This is a genomic window from Lentzea terrae (assembly GCF_003265345.1).
GTDB lineage: Bacteria > Actinomycetota > Actinomycetes > Mycobacteriales > Pseudonocardiaceae > Lentzea > Lentzea terrae.
Genome location: NZ_QFWW01000024.1, coordinates 16,002 through 39,600, shown reverse-complemented (window position 1 = coordinate 39,600; position 23,599 = coordinate 16,002). Strand labels below are relative to the sequence as shown.

Here is a 23,599-nt window from a genome sequence, read left to right as displayed (position 1 = left end):
GAACGAGTCTGCTAGAGCTGAACGCCGCGAGCCGCCAACCAGCCCACCGGGTTGACCTTCTGGCCGCCGTCGACCCACACCTCGAAGTGCAGGTGCGGCCCGGTCGACTGACCGCGGTTGCCGATCGTGGCGATCTGCTGCCCGGCCTTGACCTTCGCACCCTGCGGCACGTCGATGGTGTTCATGTGCCCGTAGACGGTGATCGTCCCGTCCTCGTGCTGCACCCGCACCCACAACCCGAACCCGGACGCGGGCCCGGCCTCGATCACCGTGCCGTCCATGACCGACACGATCGGCGTGCCGATGGCGTTGGCGATGTCGACACCGTTGTGGCTGGTACCCCACCGGGCACCGAAGCCGGACGTGAACGACCCCTGCGCGGGTCGCACGCACTTGGGCCTCTTGGCCTCTTCCTCGGCCTTGATGCGAGCCTGCTCGGCCTTGATGGCCTCCTGGCGCTTGACGTACGCGCCCTCCGCGGACTTGAGCGCCTCGCGGACGTGGAACTGCGCCTGAATCTGCTCGGCCTGCAGCAGCTTGCGCATCTCGCCGGTGGTGTCGACCGAGTGGATCGTCTGCGGGCCTGCTGGTTGCTGCTGCCCGGTCATCGCCGCCGCGAGGTCCTTCGTCGCGGCCACGGGGACGATGCGGTCAACGGGGGTGACCGTGGCCATCGCCTGGGTGAAACCTGCGCCGGCCAGGGCGCCTGCGGCGACAACCGCCGCTACGGCCTTCTTGCGGTCCAGGTCCACTCTGGCCAGTACGTCGACCAGCTGGGCCTTCGCTTTCGCGCGATGCCGTGCCAAGACTTGCCTCCATGCACTCGGGGGAGTCCGAGTAACCGCGTGGTGCGTTCGGCTTTCGGAGGCCTGGCGCGGGGTCTTGGCTCTGCTGGCTTCGGGGGCCGGGCGTTGCGCTGTTCTGTCCGGCTTGGGGAAGCCGGACGGGGTGACCCTGGTGCGGGCTCCTGTGGACCACCAGCGGGGTTCGGGGCCTGCTGGCGGGCCTTGGGGCCCTGGTCGGACTGGACCGTTTCGGGGGGTGATCCGTGTCCTTGCGGTTATCGAACCGTGACATGCGGCGGTGAACGTAACCTCGCGTCACCGGCCTGAGCAAGCGATGTGGGCGTTTAGGTGACGAGGACCACGGTTGGTAACTCACCGTAGTCGGTTCGTTGAAGGCTTGATTAAGTCGGTTTGGACCAATCCTCATCTTGGTGTTTGTACTGGTCAGTCGCTTTATCGTGAAAGCCTCACGGGCGTGTTTGAGCGCTGGGATACGCCGGGTTGGTGGTTACGAGGCGTGTGGGCCCGCGCGGTGGTCCGGTTGCGTGGGCGCGGTCACGTTCCAGCGGGGTTGGTCACCGATGCGGTGTGGTCGCCTTGCATTGGCGAATGCTCGCCGTCCCGATCTCGTCCGCCCGCCACCAACTCCCCTGGCGCGCCGAGGCCCCCTCCCACGCCCAGAACAAAGGGCCGCCGGACGCACCTGGCGTCCGACGGCCCTTCGGTCAATCGAGCCCTACTTGTACCGAGCCGCAGCAGGCGGCAGCGGCACGACGGGCAGCCCCTCGTGGATCACCTTCATCGCGTTGAACCACGTGGGTGCGGCGACCTGGCCACCGAACACACCCTGCGAACTGCCGGGGCAGAAGCGGATCGGGTTCGCGCAGATCACCTCGGGGCGGTTGCCGTCCGCGTAGGTCATGACCGCACCCGCGAACTGCGGGGTGGCGGCCATGAAGGCCACGGACTTGTGCTCCTCGGTGGTGCCGGTCTTGCCGATGGCCGGGCGGTTCCAGCCGGAGCCGGACGCGGCGGCCGCTGCGGTGCCCGAACCCGAGGTGTCGTGCGACATGCCCTGGGCCAGCGAGTTGGCCAGTTCCGGGTTCACGGCCTGCTCGCAGGGCTTTTCCTTCAGCGGGACGGGCTTGCCGTAGCGGTCGGTGACCGACTCGACCGGGGTGGGCGGGCACCAGGTGCCGCTGGAGACGATGGTGGCGGCCACGTTGGCCAGCTCCAGGACGCTGGTGGCGCCGGGACCGAGGGTGTACGAGCCCGCGTTGTTCTGCTTCGTCCAGTCGCCCTGGGACGGGCCGTTGGACTTGTCGTCCTTCAGCGGCTCGCCGGCGCGGTTGACGCCCTGGAGGGTTTCGCGCATGCCCAGGCGGTATGCCATGTCCACGACGTTGTTGAGGCCGGCCTTCTCCTGCAGGATCACGAAGCCCGTGTTCGGGGAGGTCGCCAGCGCCTGGGTCAGCGACATCTTGTCGTTGTACTTGCCGGCGTTCTCCACCTTCCACGGCGCGCCGCCGTTCGGGTAGACCTTCGAGAAGTAGGTGGCGGGGACGGCCATCTCCTTGTCGATGCCGATGATGTTCCGCTCCATGGCGGCAGCGGCGGTGAAGACCTTGTTCACCGAGCCGGGACCGAACGGGAGGACCTCGGCCGGAACCGGGCGGGCGACCTGGCCGAGCTCGGCCTTGTTGCCGTAGTCGCGCGAGGCGACCAGGGCGCGGACGCGGTGCTTGTCCTTGCCGGGCTCGACGACCGACATGACGTTCGAGATGCCGTTCTGGGTCTTCGGGACCTGCTGCTCGGCCGCCTGCTTCGCCGCCTTGGTGGCCTTCGGGTCCATCGTGGTCTTGATGGTGAGGCCGCCGCGCTGCAGTTCCTTGTTCGTGACGCCGGACACGCGCAGGTAGTCGAGCAGGTAGTCGCAGAAGAAGCCGTAGATCGGGCCGTCACCGGCGCCGACGCAGCCCTTGGGCAGGATCTGCAGGTCGTCGACCACGCCCAGCGGGGCGGCCTTGTACTCCTCCGCCTTCTTCTGGGCCTCGGTCTGGTCGGTGCCGAACGAGCCGTTCTCGCGCATCTTGTCGATGACGATGTTGCGGCGCTCCAGGGCCTTGTCCGGGGAGGCGCCGGGGTTCAGCGACGACGGGCGGTTCGCGATCGCGGCGAGCAGCGCGGCCTGCGGGACGGTCAGCTTGTCGGCGGTCGTCTTGAAGTACGCCTTCGCGGCCGCGCCGACGCCGTAGGTCTGGTTGCCCAGCGGCACGATGTTCAGGTAGCCGGTGAGGATCTCGTCCTTCGACATCTGCTGCTCGAGCTGCAGGGCGACGCGCGCCTCGCGCATCTTGCGGCCGATGGTCGCCTCGGTGGCCTTCTCCCAGGCCTCCTGCTCGTTGTCGGCGCCGAGCACGAACGCCATGTAGTTCTTGACGTACTGCTGGGTCAACGTCGAGGCGCCCTGCGTCGCGCCACCGTCCACACCGGCCTTGGCGGCGGCACGGGCGATGCCCTGCCAGTCGACGCCGCGGTGCTCGAAGAAGCGCTTGTCCTCGATCGCCAGGATCGCGGCCTTCATGGTGTCCGAGATGTCCCCGGACGCCAGCGGAACCCGGTACTGGTCGTACAGATAGGCGATCGGCTCGCCGTTCATGTCCTGAATGGTGGTGACGAGCGGAAGCTCCGCTTTCGCGAGATCACCGGACGTCTTGTCGACCTCGTTGGCGGCGCGGTTGGACGCGAGCCCGAGACCTCCGACGAACGGGAACACCATCGCAGCGAGGAGCACGCCCGCCGTCAGGCACAACCCCAGCAATTTGACCAAGCCTGACGCGCGTGCGGCGAACAACCCGCAACTCCTTCCGAGCACAACCCCAGAGATTCCCTACGTATAAGTCGCGCGGGAGGCCCGTTAGGTTGCGTCCGCTGATCGACTGTTTTCAACCTACCGGAGCAACCGCAGGCCGATCGTCGGACTAGCCCTTCGCACCTCCACGCCCGCGTGGTCGGGCAGCAGGTCGTCGAGAAACCCGTACCGCGACAGCTCCTCGTCCGGCCTCCTGCTCACAGTCCGCCACCAGACCGCGATGTCACCCCACCCCGGTGCCGACAGCGAGCCGCCGAAATGCTGCACGGACAGCGCGGCGCACAGGTTCGCGAACCGCACCCGGTGCTCCAGCGGCCACCCGGCGAGAGTGCCCATCACGAACCCGGCCCCAAACACGTCACCGGCACCCGTCGCGTCGAGCTGCGCGACGTTCAGCCCCGGCACGTCCACGACCTCGCCGGTAGAGCTGTCGACGGCGACCGCGCCGCCTCCCCCACGTGTGACGACCACCACTGGCACGTGCTCGGCGAGTTTGCGCGCCGCGGCCTCCGGCGAGTCGGTGCGCGTGTACCCCTGCGCCTCCACGTGGTTCGGCAGGAACACGTCATATCCGTCAAGGCGGCGCAACAGCTCCGGCGACCACGCCCCGGTGCGGTCCCAGCCGATGTCGGCGAACAGCAGTGCGCCGTTCTCCTTCGCTGTGCGCACCCACTGTTCGTCCTCGGCCTGGATGTGCACGAAACACGCCTTTGTGGACGGTGGCGGACAAAACAGGTCGTCCGCGATGACCGGCGCCCGATGCCCGTGCGTGACCATGCTGCGGTCGCGGTCCATCGCCATCGAGACGGTCACCGGCGAGTGCCACCCGTAGAACCGACGACAATAAGAAAGGTCGACGCCTTCCTGCTCGGCCAGCACGTCCCAGCAGAAGTCGCCGTACGCGTCCTCACCGAACGCCGCCGCCAGCGCGGTCCGCAACTCCAACCGGCGCAACGCCACCGCGAGGTTCGCGATCCCGCCGGGACACGATCCGAGCCCCTCTGCCCACACCTCGGTCCCCGCGGCCGGTGGGCGGGGCAGGCCGGTGAAGATGATGTCGAGGAAGACCGTGCCGGTGAGCAGCACGTCGAAGTCCGGATCAGCCATGCACAAACCATGCCACCCGGCACCGACAACCATGCGGTAGACAGACCCCCATGGGGGTTCCACTCGGCAAGAACGTTCAGTTCCAGCTGCTCTGGTTCGGCGGCGCCGTCTCACAACTCGGTACGCAGCTGACGACGTACGCGATGCCGCTGCTGATCCTCGCGGTCACCGGTTCCTACTTCTGGGCGGGCGTCATCGCGGGCGTGCGCGCGACGACGCTGATCCTCGCCCAGATGCCCGCGGGCGTGTGGGTGGACCGCTGGGACCGGGGCAAAGTCCTGGTCTGGAGCCAGACGACACAAGCGGTCGCCATCGCGGCGATGGCGGCCAACGTCGTCACCGGCCTCAACTCGATCCCGCTGTTCCTCGCGATGGCCGCGGTGGACGGCGTCTGCACCGCGTTCGCCGGTCCCGCCCGCGCCACCGCGATCAAATCGGTCGTGCCGCCGGAGCAGCTCCGCACCGCCTTCGCTCAGGAAGAGGCCCGTGGCCACGTCGCGTGGCTCGCCGGTCCGCCGCTCGGCGCGCTGCTTTACGGGTTCGGCCGCGCGATCCCCTTCGTCGCGGACGCGATCTCATTCCTCGTCGCCGCCGTCTGCACCTGGTTCGCCAAGATCCCGGCGCGCACACAGCAGCGGCCACGCCAGCGGATGCACCAGGACGTAAAGGAAGCCTGTGCCTGGCTCTGGCACCAGCGCGGGATGCGCAACGCCGTCGTCATCTTCCTGATGCTCAACCTGCTCGGGACGGCGTCGATGATCCCGGTCGTCGCGGTGGTCAAGGAGCGCGGCGGCCCCGACTGGCTCGTCGGCCTGGTGCTCGCCGGCGTCGGTGCCGGCGGTGTGCTCGGGGCACTGATCTCGCCGAAGGTCACCATGAGGTACGACCGGATCATCGTCCTGGCGGTCGTCGTCTTCGGCACGTGCAACCTGGCGATGGCGCTGCCGTTCGGAGCGTGGTGGCCGTTCGTACCGTTGATGGTCACCTCGATCGCGACACCGTTGCTCAACGTCTCGGTGAGCGCGGCCTTCACAGCATTGATCCCCGACGACCTGATGGGACGACTGGACGCGGTCCTGGCCTTCGCCTCGCGAGCGCTCACCCCGCTCGCACCGGTGCTGGGCGCGTTCGCCGCCGACCTCGTGGGTGGCGCGGTCGCGTTGCTCGCGTTCGGCGCGATGATCCTGGTCATGGCGCTGGTGGCGGTGTTCACCGACCTCAGGACGCCTCAGCTGTCCGCTTGAGGTGCTCATTGCGCATGCGGATGAGCCGAGGCGCGCGCAGCGAAGTCGACGTCGACTTCGACGTCGCGCATGACGTTCCGCCGTCGAACGCGAAGATGCGAGAGGTCATCCGCCACTCATCCAGGTGGCCGCGTTCCATGGCCTGATGGGCACCGCGACCGAACGCCTTGATGCAGGACACTCCCCGTTCCAGTCCTGCCGGCAAGACCTCGCCGCGATCAGCCTGAAAGTCAGCCTTCTTCGGCGATCATCTCCCGCATCCGGGTGAGCGCGCGGTGCTGCGCCACCCGCACGGCCCCGGGCGTCGACTCCACCGCCAGCGCCACCTCCTCCGCGGACAGCCCCACCGCCACCCGCAGCACGAGGATCTCCCGCTGCCGGGCCGGCAGCTTGTGCAGCAGCCGTGTGACCTGGGCCAGCATCTCGCCGTTGACCGCGTGCTGCTCGGGCCCGTCGTCCAAAGAAGGGCAGTCCGGCAGCTCCGGCACGACCTCCGCGCGGTTGCGGACGGCGCGGCGGCGGGCGTCGGCGACCTTGTGCGCGGCGATGCCGTACACGAAGGCGAGGAACGAGCCTGGCTCGTAGCGGTACTTGGACAGGGCGCCGAGGACCGCCACGCAGACCTCCTGCGCGATGTCCTCCGCCGAGACCAGGGTGCGCTCGCGGCCGCCGACGCGGGCGCGGCAGTAGCGCACGATCAGCGGCTGGATGCGGCCGAGCAGGTGCTCGACCGCCCGTCTGTCTCCGTCTAAGGCGGCGTCGACGAGGTCCGTGAACTCGGCTTCGGCGAGCCACTGGTTGGAGACCGGTGCCTGGCGCACCCTCCGGCGCGTGGGCACCGTTGGCTGGTTCCAGGCCTCTGCGCCGTCAGTGGGCGAGAGGACCGCGACACCGCCACCGGTCCGCACGGCTGTGGGTTGGACCATCCCGGCGACCTCCTCCACTACAGCGACACTAGGGGCTTCACTGAGAAAGAGACCGCAGCCAGCCGTTTGATACCGCCTGTCTCCAAGAGGACCACGAAGTCCAGTCGGGTGGGGAAAGCAGCACCCAATTGGGGCAGAAGGTGGTCCTAATGGCCCAGTCTTTCGGCCATGGCAAATTGTTGTACGCCCAGGTACTCGACCCGGAAACCGGCCTCCGAGTAGGCCAGGTAGAACTCCCACATCCGGCGGAACGTGTCGTCGAAGCCGAGCCGTTGCACCTGGTCCCAACGGGTGAGGAAGGTGTCGCGCCAGCGCCGGAGGGTCTCGGCGTAGTCGTGGCCGAACGAGCGGGTCTCGACGATCCGCAGGCGCGTGTGGTCGCGCACCGACTGCTCGATCGAGCGGACCGACGGGATGAGCCCGCCGGGGAAGACGTACTTGTGAACCCAGCTGTAGGTGGCCTTGCTCGCGATCATGCGGTCGTGCGGCATGGTGATCGCCTGCAGCCCCACCCGGCCGCCCGGAGCGAGCACCCGGTCGAGCATCGAGAAGTACGCGGGCCAGTATTCGGCACCGACTGCCTCGATCATCTCGACGCTGACGACGGCGTCGTACTGACCGTGCTCCTCTCGGTAGTCCCGCAGCTCGACCTTCACTCGATCGTGGAGCCCCGCGTCCCTCACCCGGTCCAGCGCCAGCTTCTGCTGCTGCGCTGAGATCGTCAGCGACGTGACGGTCGCGCCCCGCTCGGCCGCACGGATCGCCAGCGCGCCCCAGCCGGTGCCGATCTCCAGCACGCGCGAGCCCGCCCGCACGCCCGCGTAGTCGAGCACGCCGTCGATCTTGCGCAGCTGGGCCGTGCGCAGGTCGACGTCGCGGTTCTCGAACAACGCCGACGAGTACGTCATCGTCTCGTCCAGGAACGCCGCGAACAGTTCGTTCGACAGGTCGTAGTGCCGGTGGATGTTCTGCCGCGAGCCCGCGACGTCGTTGAACTCGTGCTGACGCCGCTCCGCCATCCGCCGCAGCCGCTGCAGGCCAGGCGGGATCAACGTCGTCAACCGCGCCGCGAACGCCGCCAGCACGTCCGGGAGCTCGTCGGACACCCAGTCGCCCACCATGTACGCCTCGCCGAAGCCGATCTTGGCGTCGGCACCGAGCCGGTGGAAGAACGCCGCCGGCCGCACCAGCCGCATGACCGGTCCGCCCGCGCCCCACGTGCGACCGTTCGGCAGCTGCACCGTCACCGGCAGCGTGCGCACGGCGTTGCGGAACAGCGACTCGGCGATCCGCGCGCGCAACGGTGACCGCGGCGTCGTGAACAACCCCGGCCACAGGCCCTGGCCTGGGCGGGGCAAGGACAACGTGCTCATCCATCACTCCTGGGGATGATCGGTACGCGCCTCAGGTAGAGCGCAACGCCATGACGGCGGATCAACGCGGACACGCGCTGGGGCATCAGCGGCCGTCGGAAGAGCATCCGCAGCCCCGTGCTGCGCGTGCCCTTCATCGTGGCGCTGAACGTCGTCTTCCCGTTCTGCCGCAACGCGATCGTCACGGACAGCTGGTCGCCCGGCTTCGGCAGCCTCATCACGTAGTGGCCGTCGACCTCGAGGAACGGGGAGACGTAGAACTCCTTGCCGACCGACGCCCTGCCCTGGTCGTCGGTGCGCAGCAGATAGCAGTGCCGCCCGCCGTAGGTGTTGTGCACCTCCGCGACCACACACACGAGCACTCCGGACGCGTCGTGGCACCAGTAGACGGTCAGCGGATTGAAGACGTAGCCGAGCACGCGGGCGTTGGCGAGCATCAGGACCTGCCCACCGTCCAGCGCGATCCCGCGATCGGCCAGCCACTCCTCCAGGTTCTCCCGGATGGAATTCGAAGGCGCCCCGAGGTGGTCGCGGGCCTCGAAGCGGGCGAACGGCCGGACCCACCACGGCAGGCGCGGCAGCTCGTCGAGGTCCACCAGCCACATGTAGGCACGGTGGCTGAACGCCCGATCGATCAGTTCACGCCGGGAGTGGGTGATGAGGACGTCGTAGATCACCAGTCCACTCCGAAGTGCTTCGCCGCACGCACCCCGGACGCGCAGCCGTCCTCGTGGAAGCCCCAGCCGTGGTACGCGCCGGCGTACGCGGTTGAAGCAGAGTTGAGTTCGGGCAGACGCCGTTGTGCCGCAACGGATTCCGGCGTGTAGACCGGGTGCTCGTACACCATCCGGGCGAGCACGCGCGCAGGGTCCACGTCGTGCGGGTTCAACGTGACCACGAAGTCGCGCGGTTCGTCGAGCCGCATCAGCCGGTTCATGTGGTAGCTGACGAGCACCTGGTCGCTGGCCTCGACGCACGTTCGCTTGTAGAGGTTCCAGGACGCCTTCGCACCGCTCGTGCGCGGCAGGATCGACGCGTCGGTGTGCAGCCAGGTCTCGTTCCGCGAGTACTGGAACGCGGCCAGCACCTCCTTCTCCTCGCCCGTCGGATCAGCGAGGAGCCCCAACGCCTGGTCGGGGTGCGTGGCGATGACGACGTGGTCCGCGGTGTGCAGCACGTTGTTGTCGTCGCGGATCTCCACGCCGCTGCCGGTCCTGGTCACCGCCCTGATGGGAGTGGAGACGTGGACGGCGTGCAGGTTCCGCACCGCGCGGGCGACGTACGTGCGGGACCCGCCGACGACGGTCTTCCACTGCGGCGTGCCACCGATCGACAGCATTCCGTGGTTGGCGAGGAACTCGAACAGGTACCAGGCCGGGTACCTCATGCTCAGCGCCGCTCCCGCCGACCACACCGCGCTGACCAGCGGAATGATGAAGTGGTCCACGAAATACCGGGAGTACCCGCCGATCACCAGGAACGCGCCGAGCGTGACGTCGTGCGCCTCCTCGTGGTTCAGCACGCGCTGCGCGTGCCGGTAGAAGCGCGTGATCTCGGCGAGCATCCGGAGGTACCGGCCGTTGGCGCCGTTCTTCGGTTGCGCGAACAGGCCCGGCAGCTTCTTCGCGCCCGCGTACTCGAGCCCGCACCCGTCGCACCGGACGCTCATCGACATCTCGGAGTCCTGAGTGGACACCTGCAGTTCGCGGAACAGCCGGATCAGGTTCGGGTAGGTCCGTTCGTTGTGGACGATGAACCCGCTGTCGACGGCCACGCCGTTCAGATCATGGGTGTGCGCGTGCCCGCCGAGCCGCTCGTCGGCCTCGAACAGCGTCACGTCGTGCTTGCGTTGCAACACATAGGCGGCGGTGAGCCCGGCAACCCCCGCTCCGATGACGGCGACCTCAGCCACGCGAACCTCCCAACGGCACGTCGAGGCCACGCGGCGAGGCCTCCCGCATGGCATTCGCGATGTCCGGCGCCATCGGTTCGAGCCCGAGCTCACCGTGCACGAAATCGACGACGAGCTTCGTCCAGTCGCGCGCCCTCCTGAGCATCGCGTGGCCGTCCCCCTCGACGTTGAACCGCGCGACCTGCTCCGTGACCGTCTTGGCCTGCCTGGCGAACGACAGCGACCTGGCCGGGTCGGTCATCCGCTCCTGATCACCGTGCGCGATCAGCAACGACCTGCCGGCGAGCTGCTGGAACGGCTCCCCCGGCTCGATCCACGGCGCCAACGCGCACACCGCCTTGACGGCTGAATGCCCGGCGACCCTGAGCGCGGTCCGCGCGCCCATCGAATGCCCGACGAGCACGACCGGCTTGCCCGGATGGAGTCGGCTGATCTTGTCGAGCGCCCACCCGGCGTCCTTGACGGGATCGAGGCTCGGCGCGTTCCAGCCCCGCTTCCGATACCGCAGCACCCAGACCTCGACGCCCGGCGCACGCAGCGCTCGAGCCAGCGGCACCATCCTCAAATAGGCGAGGTTGTGCCGTCGGACAGGTTCCTGGCCGTGTTCGCGGCCGCCGTGCAGCACGAGCACGACGGCATTCGTACCGGCTGGGGACGTCAGCACGTCGACATGCGGATGCACACCCGTTGTTCGTACGACCACGTCTTTCGGCTCGCGGGTTGAGACCCAGGTCACACGCGTACTGTTCGAACCTGTGATCGAGCACATCAGCATCGAGACCGAGGCAGGCACCTTCGACGCCATCGCGTCCGGCCCCGAGGACGGCCGGCCCGTCCTGCTGCTGCACGGCTTCCCCGAGGCCGCCGTCGAGTGGGAGCACCAGGTCGCGGTGCTGGGCGTGAACGGCTACCGCGCGGTCGCCCCCGACCAGCGCGGCTACTCACCCGGCGTGCGCCCGGAGCAGGTGTCCGAGTACACGGTCACGCACCTGGTCGGCGACGTGATCGCCATGGCCGACGCGCTCGGCTGGGGCACGTTCGACCTGGTCGGCCACGACTGGGGCGGCGCCGTCGCCTGGTGGACGGCCATCGAGCACCCCGACCGCCTGCGCACCCTCAGCGTCTTCTCCACCCCGCACCCCGGTGCGCTCAAGACCGCGCTGCAGACCGACGAGGACCAGCGGCTGCGGTCTCAGTACATGCTGGACTGGCGCGAGCGCAGCACCGAGAAGCGCATGCTCGAGAACAACGCCCAGGCGCTCAAGAAGATGTTCGACTGGAAGATCCGCCCCTCGCACCTGGACGAGTACCTGCAGCGGCTGAGCGAACCGGGCGCGCTCACCGCCGCGCTGAACTGGTACCGCGCCGGCAAACCGCACGGCGCCGCGGACAAGGTCAGCGTCAAGACGATGTACGTCTGGAGCACCGAGGACGTCGCGTTCGGGTCGGCCGCCGCGTTCGAGACCGAGAAGTGGTGCACCGGCGGCTACCGGTTCGAGATGGTCGAGGAAGTGAGCCACTGGATCCCGGAGGAGATCCCCGAGGCGGCGAGCTCCCTGCTCCTCGAACACCTCTCCTGATCCTGGTTTCGCCGCGAAACCGAAGTCATCGGACTTCTGCTGGACGACGCCACCGATCACCAGGCCGCCTCCAGCTCGGACGCACCAATTAGGTCTAGACATCGGAGTTCTGACTCGGTTAGGTCGTGGGTGCCGCCGCCTCGGCATGTCCCTTGGAGGAGCACGCATGACCACGTCCAGGCGCGACTTCGTCAGACTCGGCGGCGCCGCACTCGCCGGCGGCAGCACGCTCGGAGCAACCGGCACGGCGTCGGCGAAGGAGCGCGTCGACTGGTCCGTCGAGGTCGTCGAGTCGACGATGAAGCAGTTCACGCCGGAGACGCTCGGCGGCTGGGGCTACACGCGCGGACTGTACCTGTGGGGACAGTGGCTCGTCTTCGAGCGCACTCGCAACAAGAAGTACTTCGACTACATCAAGGCGTGGGTGGACCGCTTCGTCGGACCCAACGGCTTCACCCGCACCTTCACGCACCTCGACTCCATGCGCGCGGGCCAGCTGCTGCCGTTGCTCTACAACGCGACCGGCGACGTGCGGTACCGGGTCGCCTCGACGCAGATCCGCGAGCGCCTCAACACCTACTCGCGCACCGAGGAAGGCGGCTTCTGGCACGCCGAGGGCGGCACGCGCGACTGGCAGAACTGGTCGGACGGCGTCTACATGGTCGTGCCGTTCATCATGCGGCACGGCTACACCTTCGGGGAGAAGGAGTGGGCGACCGCCGAGGCCCTCAAGCAACTCCTGGTCTACGCGAAGAACCTGCAGCACGAGGACGGCCTGTTCCACCACGCCTACGACGAGTCGCGCAAGGTGTCCTGGGCCAATCCCGCCACGGGCGTGTCGCCGGAGTTCTGGGGCCGCGCGATGGGCTGGTACGCGATCACGTGCTGCGACGTGCTGGAGGACCTGCCCCGCACCCACCCCGACCGGCCGAAGCTGATCTCGATCCTCGGCCGGCTGATCGCGGCGCTCGCCCAGCACCAGGACCGCAGGACGGGACGCTGGTTCCAGGTCGTGGACAAGGGGTCCAACCCGGAGAACTGGACCGAGACGTCGTGCTCGTCCATGTACTCGATGGCCATCTCACGGGCCGTTGAGCGCGGTTATGTGTCGCGCACGTACGACGTCGTGGCGCGGCGGGGCTATCGCGGTGTGCTGGACCGCGTGTCGATCAACGCGCAGGGCTCCACCGAGATCGCCGAGATCTGCATCGGCACCAACGTCGGTGACCTGCCGTTCTACCTGGCCCGGCCGCGGGCGGTGAACGACCTGCACGGCATCGGAGCGTTCCTGATCATGAGCGAGCAGTTCCAGAGGCGCTAAGTTGGAACCATGCACGTGGCCGGCCTCTTGCTAGCTGCGGGGGCCGGCCGCCGGTTCGGCGCCCCGAAAGCCCTCGTTTCCTTGGGCGGCAAGCTCTTCGTCGACTCGGCGGCCGAACTGCTGAAGGCTGCCGGCTGCGACCCGGTGGTCGTCGTCCTCGGCGCCAAAGCGGACGAGGTGCGCGCACTGGCGTGTTTGGACGGCGTCACGGTCGTCGACAACCCGCACTGGGAATCCGGCATGGGCTCGTCGCTGCGCACCGGCCTGCACGCCATCGGCATCGCCGACGCCGTCCTGGTGCTCCCCGTCGACACACCGGGAGTCACCGTCGCCGCCCTGCACCGGTTGATGAACCTCGCCGAGCCGGAAGCGTTGGCACGAGCGGTGTACGACGGCGTCGTGGGCCATCCGGTGCTGATCGGCTCCGACCACTTCGCGGGCGTCATCGCGTCAGCGGCAGGCGATCAGGGCGCGCGCGACTACCTGAAAGCCAACACCGTCCACCACGTCGAGTGCGCCGACGTGGCGGACGGTGCCGATGTGGACCGGCCTGAGGACCTCAGGCCCGGAAATCAGGCGACGTAACGGCGGAGCTTGATGCCCGACGACACGTTGGACGCGCTCAGCCAGTGCAGGCGCCCGCCCGCGTAGGCCGGGTCGGCCACGGCGAACTCGTTGCCACCGGCGCGGTAGCCGACGACCGTGGCGTAGTGGCCGCCGGAGTAGTTGCGGCCGTTCAGCCGGATCACGTTGATCACGACGGCGTGGCCGCGGTTGGCGTTGTAGACCACGTCGGCCTTGAGCTTCTGCAGCAGCTGCGCGTCCGTCGACCACTGCTTGACCTGGTAGTAGGTCGAGCCGGTGTAGTGGTCGAGCGCGTTCTCGAGGTTCTTGATGTTCGGCAGGCCGTTGGTCGTGACCTTCATGTACGAGGCCAACGTGGACTGCGCGACGTACTTGCCGCGCGCCGTCAGTGCGATGCGGGCGGCGGCAGCGGAGCACCAGTACCCGGTCTGCTGGACCTGGAACTCGTGCGGCAGCACACCTTCGCCCTGGATGCCGAGCTCGGCGGCGGCCGGGATGACGGTCTCGCCGGGCGCGGCCAGTGCGGCCGGCGCGGTGAGGATGGTCATCGCGACACCGACCGCGGCGACGGCCCCGGTGATCTTCGCAAGCTTCATCGTTCGGATCCCCTCAGTGGTGGCGCCGGACCCCTGGCGCGGCGCTCGGCGAAAGCTTGGCGGCTGGCCGCGAACACCCGCCACCACATTCGGTCAAGTCCTAAAAAGCCAGGTAGAAGTACGTACGACCACGTCAGCACCCACTCTGGGTGTGCCGTTTGGACCGTTCGGCTGAGTCGTCTCGAATCCGGTACAAGCCCTGAGACGCTGTGCCACTCTGCTTGCCGTGTTGCGTGTCCACTTCACGGCGGAGGACCTGGCGAGGGTGCGGGTCGCGCCCGGTCCCGACCCGATGTGGGAGATCCTGCTGAGCCTGCACGTGCTGCGGCAACGCTCGGCGACGCCCGTGTTCGGCACGTGGCGCGCGAACGTGCGGACGACGCTGCCCGACGACGCCCGCTGGCTCATGCAGCTGGCGCCGCCCGTCGGTTACTCCCCCGACTTCCTGACGCCCACCGCGGGTTACTCCGCCCTCGACGCGGGCATCGACGCCGTCCTGGCGACGCCCGTTGAGTCCTTACGGGCAGACCTCGCGCAACTGGGCTCCCAGCAACGCCTCGACCCGCGTACGCACCTGCTGGCCACCGGCGACGTGGCCACTTTGGACTCCCTCGGCGCGGCCCTGCGCGCCTATCATCGGCACGCGCTCGCCCCGATCTGGGACGAGGTGCGCGCCACCGTCGACGCCGACCGCGCGGTGCGGGCACGATCCTTCCTGGACAACGGCTGCGAGGGCATGCTCTCGGCCCTGCACCCGACCGTCTCCTGGTCACCGCCCGTGCTCTCGATCGAGTCCCGCTTCCCCCAGCGCGACGTCCACCTGCACGGCCAGGGTCTCGTGCTCGTCCCGTCCTACTTCTGCTGGGAACGCCCGATCATGCTCCGCGACCAGCGCCACGCACCGGTCCTCGTCTACCCGATCGCCCACGACCTGCACGTCGCCAGCACCGGCAAACGCTCGCTCGAAGCCCTCCTCGGCCGCACCCGCGCCGCCGCGCTGGAGGTCATCGCGGGCGGCTGCACCACCACCGAACTGGCCCGCCGCCTGGGCATCTCCGCCGCGTCGGCCAGCGCCCACGCCTCGGTCCTGCGCGACGCGGGCCTCGCCGTGGCCCAACGCCACCGCAACTCGGTCCTGCATTCCGCGTCCGCGTTGGGCGTCGAACTACTCGCCTAAGGCCGGGCCTGCACCGCCGCCCGCGCGCACCCGCCTGCGACCACGAGCTGCGCCAACGCCACCCACACCGGCCATAACACGGAGTTGGTGATCGCCAGTGCTATGTGCGTAGCCCCCGCAGCCGTGAAGACGGCCGCCAGCCCGACCCAGAAGTAGAAGTACCGTCTGATCCGACCCACCTCCGTCCGCCACGAGCCCCGTCATCGCACGTATCGAGGTTTGTGGTGCTCGGGTTACTGGTGAGGCCACCGCACATCCGGTACTACTGACCCGCATGACGACCGACACCGTGACCGGCTCCGACTACGGCAACCTCGTGCGCACGCACCTGACGCGCGTCGAACAGCACAACGCGTCCGCGCTCGACGACGTGGCCGAGCTCGTGCTCGCCGCAGTGCAGGCGGACGGCATGATCCTCACCGCAGGCGCAGGCCACTCCCTGGCGGCGGTCGCCGAAACGTTCTACCGGGCAGGCGGCCTGGCCTGCGTCCGCCCGATCTACCACCCGGAACTGCTCCCGATGCACGGCGCCATCAGCAGCACCTCGGCCGAACGCCGCTCGGGCCTCGCCGGCGAGGTCTTGCGCGAAGCAGGCCTGGCCCCGCACGACGTCCTCTTCGTCTTCTCGACGTCCGGCGTGAACTACTACCCGGTCGAACTCGCCCAGGAAGCCGCGAACGCAGGCTGCCCGGTAGTGGCCGTCACCTCGGTCGCCGCGAGCGCCCAGGCCCCCCGCCGAGCCGGCGCCACCCTCGCCGAGGTCGCCACCGTCGTCCTGGACAACCTCGTCCCGCCAGGCGACTCCACGTACCCGGAGCAGGCCCCGGTCACCGCAGCCGTCTCAACCCTGGCCACCACGTTCCTCTGGAACCTGCTGATGGTCCGCCTGGTCGACAAGGCCACGGAAACCGGTGTGCAACTGCCGCTCTGGCGCAGCGCCAACGTGGAGGGCGGCGACGCGGCCAACGCCGACCTGCTCAGGCACTACCAGACCCGCATCCCGCAGCTCGGCTGAGTAGCCCTACTCAATGCTCACGACTTCTGCACTGTTTCTCCACAAGCTCGGGTTAGTCTCCCACCGGGGAAAGCACTTACCTGGGGGGACTTGACCAGTGCAGCCGAAAACGCGCAGATGGATCCTGATCAGCGGCGCCGTCGCCACCGCCACCGTCATCGGCGTGGCGGGCGCCCTGCTCTGGAGCCCGGACCCGAGCATCTCGGACACCAAGAAGGCACCGGCCGAGAGACCGTCCGACGTCGCCCAATCCTTCGTGAACAAGCTGTTCAGCTCAGACGGCGGCACCGCGGCAGCCCAGCTGACCGACAAGCCGGACGTGGCCACCACCGCGATCACCGCGACCAAAACGGGCATGGGCTCCTCCGCCTACCAAGCCCGTCTCACGTCGGCAGCAACACCACCGCCGGCAGACGCCACCACCGCCGAGATCGCGGCCTCCGTGACGTGGACGATGCCGAACTCGGCCCTGCTGAAGTACGACATCAAGATCCCGCTGCAGAAGTCCGGCGAGTCGTGGAAGGTCCAGTGGACCCCGGCGATCATCCACCCACAACTCACAGACGGCGCCTCCCTGACGTACCGAACGGCCCTGGCCGACGGCGCCCTGCTGGGCCGAGACGGCAAGCCCCTGGTAGCGGGCACCGTCCCGGACGGCCTCTACAAAACGATCACCGGCCAGGTCGGCGACCTCAAGGGCACCGACGGCTGGGAAGTGGGCATCTCGTCCGGCGCGACCTTCACCGCCCTGGACGGCAAGAAGGCCACCGCAGGTGAAAAGATCACCGTGACGATCGACCCGGCCCGCCAAGCAGCAGCCCAAGCCGCAGTGGACGGCCTCCCCCAAGGCGCGGCCATCGTGGCCATCGAAGCCTCGACCAGCGAAATCCTGGCCGTGGCCCAAAACAAAACCCTCGCGGGCACCAACCCGTTCGTAGGCCGCTACGCCCCAGGCTCAACGATGAAAATCGTGACCGCAGCAGCCGCCATGAACGCAGGCCTGGTCCAAGCCAACACCGCAGTCCCCTGCCCGGCCACCGCCACCATCGGCACGCGCCGAATCAAAAACGCCGACTTCGGCCACGACTCCTTGCCCTTCCACACGTCGTTCGCCTACTCGTGCAACACCACCTTCGGCGACCTGGGCTCCAAACTCCCGCCAAACGCCCTCCCGGACATGGCCAAACGCTTCGGCCTGGGCGCCGACTGGACCATCCAGGGCGCCGACACGAACACGGGCAAGGTCCCACCAGCCTCCGGCGACCAGCAGGTGGAAAACAGCTTCGGCCAGGGCAACGTGGTAGCCAGCCCCTTCGGCATGGCCCTGGTAGCCGCCACAGTCGTCTCCGGCAAAACCCCAACGCCCACTTTGATGCGCGGCAAACCCCCAGTGGCGAACGACGTGGCCGCCGGACCTCCTGCCTCCGTACTCCAGCCGCTGCGCGCCATGATGCGCGAGGTGGTCACCGCCGGAACCGCAAAGCAACTGGCGGGAATCCCAGGCCTGGCAGGCAAAACCGGCACGGCCGAAGCGGGCGGCGGCACGGCCCACGGCTGGTTCGTGGGCTACCAGGGCAACGTGGCCTTCGCAGTCTTCGTGGAAAACGCGGGCTCCTCACAGAGCGCGCTGAACGCCACCGCCGCCTTCCTGAAGGGCTAAGCCCAGGGCCTAGATGTGGGCGCTCGGCTTGGCCGACGAGCAAGAGCGACGGGCACGGCACGGGCGAAGGGCGATGGGCAAGGGCGATCGGCATGGCCACGCGCTAGGCACGGGTGAGCGGCTCGGGCTCGGGCGAGACCCTGCACGCCGAAGGCCGCCCCTCAACCGCGAGGCCGGAGGCGAGCCGACCCGATGGCGCAGCCGAGGCAAGGCGAAGGTGAAGCCGAGTTGCCTTGGCGACGCCGCAGGCGAGCTGCTTCTGGCGAAGGCGAAGCCGAGCTGCCCTTGCGCTTGAAACGCGGTTCGGGCGGGCCTCACCACCCACGCAACAGCAAGCCGCCCAAAGCAACAGGCGTGCCATCAACCCGAGAGCGGCGTGGTACCCCCAGATCAGATTGGTGGGGGTTTGGGGGCGGCGCCTCCCAAGGGGAAGCACGCAACAGCAACCCAACGCACGCAACAGGGGAACGCTACGAAACCGGAACCCCACCACAGCAAGGCGACCCCGCACGGACAACAACCCGCCACCCGCCAACGAAACAGGGGGACGACCTACGGACCCCTGCGCAGCACGCCGGAACGGCGGTCGCTCAATACCGATGCCCAACCTCAGCCCGCTCACTGAACCGAGGCGTAGGAGAAACCCCAACCACCGGCGGCTCAGCAAACTGAGTGTTGTAAAGATCGGCGTAACGCCCCTCAGCAGCCATCAACTCACCATGGGTCCCCCGCTCAACGATCTCCCCATGCTCCACCACCAAAATCTGATCAGCAGCACGGATAGTCGACAACCGGTGAGCGATCACCAACGAGGTCCGCCCAACCAACGCCTCAGTCAACGCCTCCTGCACAGCAGCCTCAGACTCAGAATCCAAATGAGCAGTGGCCTCATCCAAGATCACAACCCGAGGCCGGGCCAGCAACAACCGAGCGATGGTCAACCGCTGCCGCTCCCCACCAGACAACCGGTACCCGCGCTCCCCGACCACGGTGTCCAACTGATCAGGCAACGAAGCCACCAACTCGAGCAACCGAGCCCGCCGCAACGAATCCCACAACTCGTCATCAGAAGCCCCAGGAGCCGCATACTCCAGGTTCGCCCGAATCGTGTCGTGGAACAGATGCCCGTCCTGCGTAACAACACCAACAGTCGACCGCAACGACTCAAAGGTCAGATCCCGAACGTCCACACCAGACAGACGCACAGACCCGGAGTCGACGTCATATAACCGTGGCACCAACGAGGCAAGCGTCGACTTCCCAGCCCCGGACGACCCCACGACCGCAACCAACTGCCCAGCCTCAGCCTTGAAACTGATGCCGTGCAACACTTCCTCGCCGCCACGAGTGTCCAAAGTGGCCACAGACTCCAGCGAGGCCAGTGACACCTTGTCAGCAGACGGGTACGCGAACCGCACGTCGTCGAACTCGACCGACACCGGACCGGAAGGCACCGCACGGGCGCCAGAACGCTCCTGAATCATCGGCTTGAGGTCCAACACCTCGAAGACCCGCTCGAACGACACCAACGCCGTCATCACATCGACCCGAGCGTTGGCCAAAGCAGTCAGCGGCGCATACAACCGGGTGAGCAACAGCGCCAAAGACACGACCGTGCCCGCCGCCAGATGCCCGGTCAGAGCCAGGTACCCACCCAGCCCGTAGACCAGCGCCTGCGCCAGAGCCGACACCAACGTCAGCCCGGTCATGAACCACCGCGTGGCCATGGCCGTCCGGATGCCGATGTCCCGGACCTTCGCAGCCTTGTCCGAGAACTCGGACTCCTCGCGCTCAGGCCGCCCGAACAGCTTCACCAACGTGGCCCCAGGCGCGGAGAACCGCTCCGTCGACTGCGTGACCATCGAGGCGTTCAGGGCGGAGGCCTCGCGTTGCATGTCCGCCATCCGCCGCCCCATCCGCTTGGCGGGCAGCACGAACGCCGGCAGCAACACCAGCGCCAAAGCAGTGACCTGCCAGGACAGCGTGAACATGACACCCAGCGAGAGCACCAGCTGGATGATGTTCGTGACGAAGCCGGACAGCGTGGACGTGAACGCGCGCTGGGCCCCGATCACGTCGTTGTTCAGCCGCGAGACCAGCGCGCCGGTGCGGGTGCGGGTGAAGAACGCGACGGGCATCTTCTGCACGTGCCCGAACACGGCGCGGCGCAGGTCGTAGATCAACCCCTCACCGATGCGAGTGGACTGCCACCGCTCCACCACGCCCAGGCCGGCGTCCACGACAGCCACCAGCGCGATGACCAGGGCCAGCCACACCACCACCGATGGCGCGGACCCGCGGACGATCGCGTCGACCACGCGGCCGGCCAGCAGCGGCGTCGTCACCGCCAGCACCGACGAGATCACCGTCAGCAGCAAGAAGAACACGAGCTTCGCCCGATGCGGCCGGGCGAAGACGAGCACGCGCCGGAAAGTGCCTCGGCGCACCTTCGACGGCGCGTCCGAGGTCACCCCCATCATGAATCGCCAGGAGCTGTAACCGTCCACGTCCTATAGAACAGCACATGGGTCTGACAATTCCCTGACCTGGGCAGATTCAGCCCTGGGCGGACAGCGCGGCCAGCGACGAGATGCGGCGCAGCTGGGCGGCGCGCTCGACGGCGAGCTGCGTCTCCAAGGACGGCCCGGCAGCCGCGGAAGCGATCAGGGCCAGCGTCTCGGAAACGGCACCCGGCAGCGGCTTCAGGACAGCAGCCACCAGCGTCTCGACGGCGGCGTCCAAACCGTCCAACGGCACGACGGAGTTCGCGAGGCCGAGCTGCAGCGCCTCCGCAGCCGGAACACGGCGGGAGGTCACGCACATCTCGGCCGCGCGCGAGTACCCCACGAGACGCACCAGAGGCAGAGTCCCGCCGAGATCGGGCACCAGACCCAGCCCGGTCTCGGCCATGCAGAACTGCGCGTCCTCGGCGAGCACGCGGAAGTCGCACGCCAGCGCCAACTGGAAACCCGCGCCGATGGCATGCCCCTGCACCGCGGCGATCGTCACCCGTGCCGGGTCGCTCAACCACGTGAACCCGGCCTGGTAGGACGCGATGCGCGCGTCCGCCTCCGCAGCGGACAACGACAACATCGCGGTCAGGCCACCGGGTTCGCCGTCGACGGGCTCACCGGTGAACATGCGCCGGTCCAGTCCCGCCGAGAAGGCGCGACCGGAGCCCCGGACGACCACGACTCGGACGTCCGGGTCCAGCTGTTCGCCGATGTGCCGCAACGCCGCCCAAGTGGCCGGCGTCTGTGCGTTGAGCACGTCAGGACGATCGAGCGTGATGGTGGCGAGCGGTCCGGCAAGAGCGAGCCGAACGCCACCGCGCTCGAGCACGCCAGCGTCGATAGCAGGCACTGGCATGTCCATTACCTCCGGCGAACTAGAAGCTAGTTACCGGAGAGTAGCAGCCTGGGTTGCAGCTACTTCTTCTTCGTCCGGGTGGCGCCACCGCGACCGCGCAGCGTGACGCCGGATTCCGACAGAACCCGGTGCACGAAGCCGTAGGAACGCCCGGTGCTTTCGGCCAAAGCCCGGATGCTCGCGCCCTTTTCGTACTTCTTCTTCAGGTCAGCGGCCAGCTTGTCCCGCGTGGCGCCGGTGATCCGGGCACCCTTCTTCAGGTCAGCCACCTTGTCCCGCCTTCCGTACGAGCAGGTCGGGCCGTTCTACGGCCCCTGTCGTCGCAATGATCGAACAGGAACCGGCAGAACGCCAGGTGATCAAGCAAAGAGATCGCCGAACGGTCGATTCGATCACACTCAGTTGATCACAGGGTGCGCTCGGTAATCCTTTGACGGGTGGAGATCACGCAAGTTGCACGAGTTCGAGGTAATCCTCGGACCAGTGATCCTCCGTGCCGTCGGGCAGCAGGATCACTCGCTCGGGCTCCAGCGCCTCGACGGCACCGGGGTCGTGCGTGACCAACACGACCGCCCCCTCGTACCGCCGCAGCGCGTCGAGCACCTGCTCGCGCGAGGCCGGGTCGAGGTTGTTGGTCGGCTCGTCGAGCAGCAGCACGTTCGCGGCCGACGACACCAGACCGGCCAGCGCCAGTCGCGTCTTCTCGCCACCGGACAACGTGCCGGCGGGCTGGTCGAGCTGCTCGCCGGAGAACAGGAACGTGCCGAGCAACGACCGCAGCCGCTGCTCCTGCTCGTCCGGCGCCATGTGCCGGATGTTCTCCCACACCGACGCGTCGTGGTCGAGCGTCTCGTGCTCCTGCGCGAAGTAGCCGATCTTCAGGCCGTGACCGGGCACGATCTTGCCCGCGTCCATCTTCTCGCTGCCGCCGAGCAACCGCAGCAGCGTGGTCTTGCCGGCACCGTTGAACCCGAGCACGACGACGCGGGAACCCTTGTCGATGGCCAGGTCCACGCCGGTGAAGATCTCCAGCGAACCGTAGGACTTGCTCAGACCCTCTGCCATCAAAGGGGTTTTGCCGCACGCGGCGGGCGCGGGGAAGCTGATCTTCGCGACCTTGTCGCTCTGGCGGACCTCGTCGAGACCGTCGAGCAGCTTCTGGGCGCGCTTCGCCATGTTCTGCGCCGCAACGGCCTTCGTTGCCTTCGCACCCATCTTGGCGGCCTGCGTCATCAACGCGCCGGCCTTCTTCTCGGCGTTGGCGCGCTCGCGGCGACGGCGCTTCTCGTCCGTCGCACGGGCTTCGAGGTACTTCTTCCAGCCGAGGTTGTAGATGTCGACCTCGCCGCGGATCGCGTCGAGGAACCACACCTTGTTCACGACGTCGTCGAGCAGCTCGACGTCGTGGGAGATCACGACGAGGCCGCCGTCGTGCGACTTGAGGAAGCCGCGCAGCCACGTGATCGAGTCGGCGTCGAGGTGGTTCGTCGGCTCGTCGATCAACAGGATCGTGCTCGACTTCGCGCCGATGCCCGCCTCGGACGCGGCGAACAGGATGCGTGCCAGCTCGACGCGGCGGCGCTGCCCACCGGACAGCGTGCTCAGCGGCTGCGCGAGCACCCGGTCCGGCAGACCGAGGTTCGAGCAGATGCGGGCGGCCTCGGACTCGGCGGCGTAGCCACCCAGCGCGGCGAAGCGCTCCTCGAGCTTGCCGTACTTGGTGACGGCGACGTCGAGCTCGTCCGGGTCGACCAGCTCGGCCATCTTCGACTGAGCCTTCTCCATGTCGCGGAGCAGCTGGTCGAGGCCGCGCGCGGACAGCACGCGGTCCTTTGCGATGACGGACAGGTCGCCCTCGCGCGGGTCCTGCGGCAGGTAGCCGAGCTCGCCCTTGCGCGTGATGGCACCGCCGTACGGCTGGCCCTCACCGGCGAGGACGCGCAGCGAGGTGGTCTTGCCGGCACCGTTGCGGCCCACGAGGCCGATCCGGTCGCCGGGCTGAACGCGCAGGTTGGCGCCACTCACGAGAATGCGTGAGCCCGCGCGCAACTCCATGTCAGTTGCGGTGATCAAGAGA

21 protein-coding genes are annotated in these 23,599 nt (G+C 68.2%); 7 read left to right on the top strand and 14 right to left on the bottom strand.

Going from position 1 to position 23,599, the window contains the following annotated elements; genetic code table 11:
• Window positions 1–11: 11 nt before the first annotated feature.
• From DI276_RS29820 to DI276_RS29810, 3 genes are all read right to left on the bottom strand, one after another.
• Window positions 12–806, bottom strand: a complete 795-nt coding sequence (locus DI276_RS29820; protein ID WP_232837011.1) for a M23 family metallopeptidase — start codon at window positions 804–806, stop codon at window positions 12–14.
• Window positions 807–1,521: 715 nt separating this feature from the next.
• Window positions 1,522–3,639, bottom strand: coding sequence for a transglycosylase domain-containing protein (locus tag DI276_RS29815; RefSeq protein ID WP_232837010.1), 2,118 nt, complete (start codon window positions 3,637–3,639; stop codon window positions 1,522–1,524).
• Between the two features lie 96 nt (window positions 3,640–3,735).
• Window positions 3,736–4,764, bottom strand: a complete 1,029-nt coding sequence (locus DI276_RS29810; RefSeq protein WP_232837009.1) for a carbohydrate kinase family protein — start codon at window positions 4,762–4,764, stop codon at window positions 3,736–3,738.
• 50 nt (window positions 4,765–4,814) lie between these two features.
• On the opposite strand from DI276_RS29810, the gene DI276_RS29805 reads away from it, so the two are divergent.
• The gene (locus DI276_RS29805) at window positions 4,815–6,008 is read left to right on the top strand and encodes an MFS transporter (protein ID WP_112269396.1); all 1,194 of its coding nucleotides are present in this window, start codon (window positions 4,815–4,817) and stop codon (window positions 6,006–6,008) included.
• A 230-nt stretch (window positions 6,009–6,238) separates the two neighbouring features.
• On the opposite strand, the gene shbA is transcribed toward DI276_RS29805, so the two are convergent.
• The 5 genes from shbA to DI276_RS29775 all read right to left on the bottom strand — a co-directional run bounded on the left by shbA (window position 6,239) and on the right by DI276_RS29775 (window position 10,901).
• Complete coding sequence (gene shbA, locus DI276_RS29795; protein WP_112269946.1) at window positions 6,239–6,934, bottom strand: RNA polymerase sigma factor ShbA; 696 nt, start codon at window positions 6,932–6,934, stop codon at window positions 6,239–6,241.
• A gap of 146 nt (window positions 6,935–7,080) precedes the next feature.
• Window positions 7,081–8,307, bottom strand: coding sequence for an SAM-dependent methyltransferase (locus DI276_RS29790; protein WP_112269392.1), 1,227 nt, complete (start codon window positions 8,305–8,307; stop codon window positions 7,081–7,083).
• The gene (locus DI276_RS29785) at window positions 8,304–8,984 is read right to left on the bottom strand and encodes a DUF1365 domain-containing protein (protein WP_232837008.1); all 681 of its coding nucleotides are present in this window, start codon (window positions 8,982–8,984) and stop codon (window positions 8,304–8,306) included. Before DI276_RS29785 ends, DI276_RS29790 begins: the two co-directional genes overlap by 4 nt.
• Window positions 8,981–10,273, bottom strand: coding sequence for an NAD(P)/FAD-dependent oxidoreductase (locus DI276_RS29780; protein ID WP_112269390.1), 1,293 nt, complete (start codon window positions 10,271–10,273; stop codon window positions 8,981–8,983). Before DI276_RS29780 ends, DI276_RS29785 begins: the two co-directional genes overlap by 4 nt.
• Window positions 10,212–10,901 (bottom strand): alpha/beta hydrolase, encoded by a 690-nt coding sequence (locus tag DI276_RS29775; RefSeq protein ID WP_232837006.1) that lies wholly within the window; start codon window positions 10,899–10,901, stop codon window positions 10,212–10,214. The genes DI276_RS29780 and DI276_RS29775 overlap by 62 nt, the downstream gene beginning before the upstream one ends.
• Before the next feature lie 73 nt (window positions 10,902–10,974).
• On the opposite strand from DI276_RS29775, the gene DI276_RS29770 reads away from it, so the two are divergent.
• The 3 genes from DI276_RS29770 (at window position 10,975) to DI276_RS29760 (ending at window position 13,705) form a co-directional block, all read left to right on the top strand.
• Window positions 10,975–11,799, top strand: a complete 825-nt coding sequence (locus tag DI276_RS29770; protein WP_112269386.1) for an alpha/beta fold hydrolase — start codon at window positions 10,975–10,977, stop codon at window positions 11,797–11,799.
• A 166-nt stretch (window positions 11,800–11,965) separates the two neighbouring features.
• Entirely contained in the window at window positions 11,966–13,120 is a 1,155-nt protein-coding gene (locus DI276_RS29765) for a glycoside hydrolase family 88/105 protein (protein ID WP_232837005.1), read from the top strand.
• A 9-nt stretch (window positions 13,121–13,129) separates the two neighbouring features.
• Window positions 13,130–13,705 (top strand): nucleotidyltransferase family protein, encoded by a 576-nt coding sequence (locus tag DI276_RS29760; protein WP_112269382.1) that lies wholly within the window; start codon window positions 13,130–13,132, stop codon window positions 13,703–13,705.
• Here DI276_RS29760 and DI276_RS29755 read toward each other — a convergent pair.
• Window positions 13,693–14,301 carry a C39 family peptidase gene (locus DI276_RS29755; protein ID WP_112269380.1) on the bottom strand — a complete coding sequence of 203 codons (609 nt, stop codon included), beginning with the start codon at window positions 14,299–14,301 and terminating at the stop codon, window positions 13,693–13,695. The two genes, DI276_RS29760 and DI276_RS29755, sit on opposite strands and share 13 nt — an antisense overlap.
• A gap of 226 nt (window positions 14,302–14,527) precedes the next feature.
• Here DI276_RS29755 and DI276_RS29750 point away from each other — a divergent pair, with 226 nt between their 5' ends.
• Window positions 14,528–15,478, top strand: coding sequence for a helix-turn-helix domain-containing protein (locus DI276_RS29750; protein ID WP_112269378.1), 951 nt, complete (start codon window positions 14,528–14,530; stop codon window positions 15,476–15,478).
• Here DI276_RS29750 and DI276_RS29745 read toward each other — a convergent pair.
• Window positions 15,475–15,657, bottom strand: a complete 183-nt coding sequence (locus tag DI276_RS29745; protein WP_112269376.1) for a hypothetical protein — start codon at window positions 15,655–15,657, stop codon at window positions 15,475–15,477. The two genes, DI276_RS29750 and DI276_RS29745, sit on opposite strands and share 4 nt — an antisense overlap.
• A gap of 95 nt (window positions 15,658–15,752) precedes the next feature.
• Between DI276_RS29745 and DI276_RS29740 the strand changes: the two genes are divergently transcribed.
• Both DI276_RS29740 and DI276_RS29735 read left to right on the top strand, forming a co-directional pair.
• Window positions 15,753–16,493 (top strand): SIS domain-containing protein, encoded by a 741-nt coding sequence (locus DI276_RS29740; protein WP_112269374.1) that lies wholly within the window; start codon window positions 15,753–15,755, stop codon window positions 16,491–16,493.
• Between the two features lie 97 nt (window positions 16,494–16,590).
• Window positions 16,591–18,153: a penicillin-binding transpeptidase domain-containing protein gene (locus DI276_RS29735; RefSeq protein WP_112269372.1), complete on the top strand. Its 1,563-nt coding sequence runs from the start codon at window positions 16,591–16,593 to the stop codon at window positions 18,151–18,153.
• A gap of 590 nt (window positions 18,154–18,743) precedes the next feature.
• Here the strand turns inward: DI276_RS29735 and DI276_RS29730 are convergent.
• The 4 genes from DI276_RS29730 to DI276_RS29715 all read right to left on the bottom strand — a co-directional run bounded on the left by DI276_RS29730 (window position 18,744) and on the right by DI276_RS29715 (window position 23,595).
• The gene (locus tag DI276_RS29730; protein WP_112269942.1) at window positions 18,744–20,633 is read right to left on the bottom strand and encodes an ABC transporter ATP-binding protein; all 1,890 of its coding nucleotides are present in this window, start codon (window positions 20,631–20,633) and stop codon (window positions 18,744–18,746) included.
• A 76-nt stretch (window positions 20,634–20,709) separates the two neighbouring features.
• Window positions 20,710–21,522, bottom strand: coding sequence for an enoyl-CoA hydratase/isomerase family protein (locus DI276_RS29725; protein WP_112269940.1), 813 nt, complete (start codon window positions 21,520–21,522; stop codon window positions 20,710–20,712).
• A 59-nt stretch (window positions 21,523–21,581) separates the two neighbouring features.
• Complete coding sequence (locus tag DI276_RS29720; RefSeq protein WP_030473247.1) at window positions 21,582–21,791, bottom strand: helix-turn-helix domain-containing protein; 210 nt, start codon at window positions 21,789–21,791, stop codon at window positions 21,582–21,584.
• A gap of 175 nt (window positions 21,792–21,966) precedes the next feature.
• Entirely contained in the window at window positions 21,967–23,595 is a 1,629-nt protein-coding gene (locus DI276_RS29715; protein ID WP_112269370.1) for an ABC-F family ATP-binding cassette domain-containing protein, read from the bottom strand.
• Window positions 23,596–23,599 lie beyond the last annotated feature (4 nt).

Coding starts and splice junctions, on each gene's coding strand:
- DI276_RS29810 (WP_232837009.1), bottom strand. CDS start 4,764: ATGGCTGATCCGGACTTCGACGTGCTGCTCACCGGCACGGTCTTCCTC.
- DI276_RS29805 (WP_112269396.1), top strand. CDS start 4,815: ATGGGGGTTCCACTCGGCAAGAACGTTCAGTTCCAGCTGCTCTGGTTC.
- shbA (WP_112269946.1), bottom strand. CDS start 6,934: ATGGTCCAACCCACAGCCGTGCGGACCGGTGGCGGTGTCGCGGTCCTC.
- DI276_RS29790 (WP_112269392.1), bottom strand. CDS start 8,307: ATGAGCACGTTGTCCTTGCCCCGCCCAGGCCAGGGCCTGTGGCCGGGG.
- DI276_RS29780 (WP_112269390.1), bottom strand. CDS start 10,273: ATGCCATGCGGGAGGCCTCGCCGCGTGGCCTCGACGTGCCGTTGGGAG.
- DI276_RS29765 (WP_232837005.1), top strand. CDS start 11,966: ATGACCACGTCCAGGCGCGACTTCGTCAGACTCGGCGGCGCCGCACTC.
- DI276_RS29760 (WP_112269382.1), top strand. CDS start 13,130: ATGCACGTGGCCGGCCTCTTGCTAGCTGCGGGGGCCGGCCGCCGGTTC.
- DI276_RS29755 (WP_112269380.1), bottom strand. CDS start 14,301: ATGAAGCTTGCGAAGATCACCGGGGCCGTCGCCGCGGTCGGTGTCGCG.
- DI276_RS29740 (WP_112269374.1), top strand. CDS start 15,753: ATGACGACCGACACCGTGACCGGCTCCGACTACGGCAACCTCGTGCGC.
- DI276_RS29730 (WP_112269942.1), bottom strand. CDS start 20,633: ATGATGGGGGTGACCTCGGACGCGCCGTCGAAGGTGCGCCGAGGCACT.
- DI276_RS29725 (WP_112269940.1), bottom strand. CDS start 21,522: ATGCCAGTGCCTGCTATCGACGCTGGCGTGCTCGAGCGCGGTGGCGTT.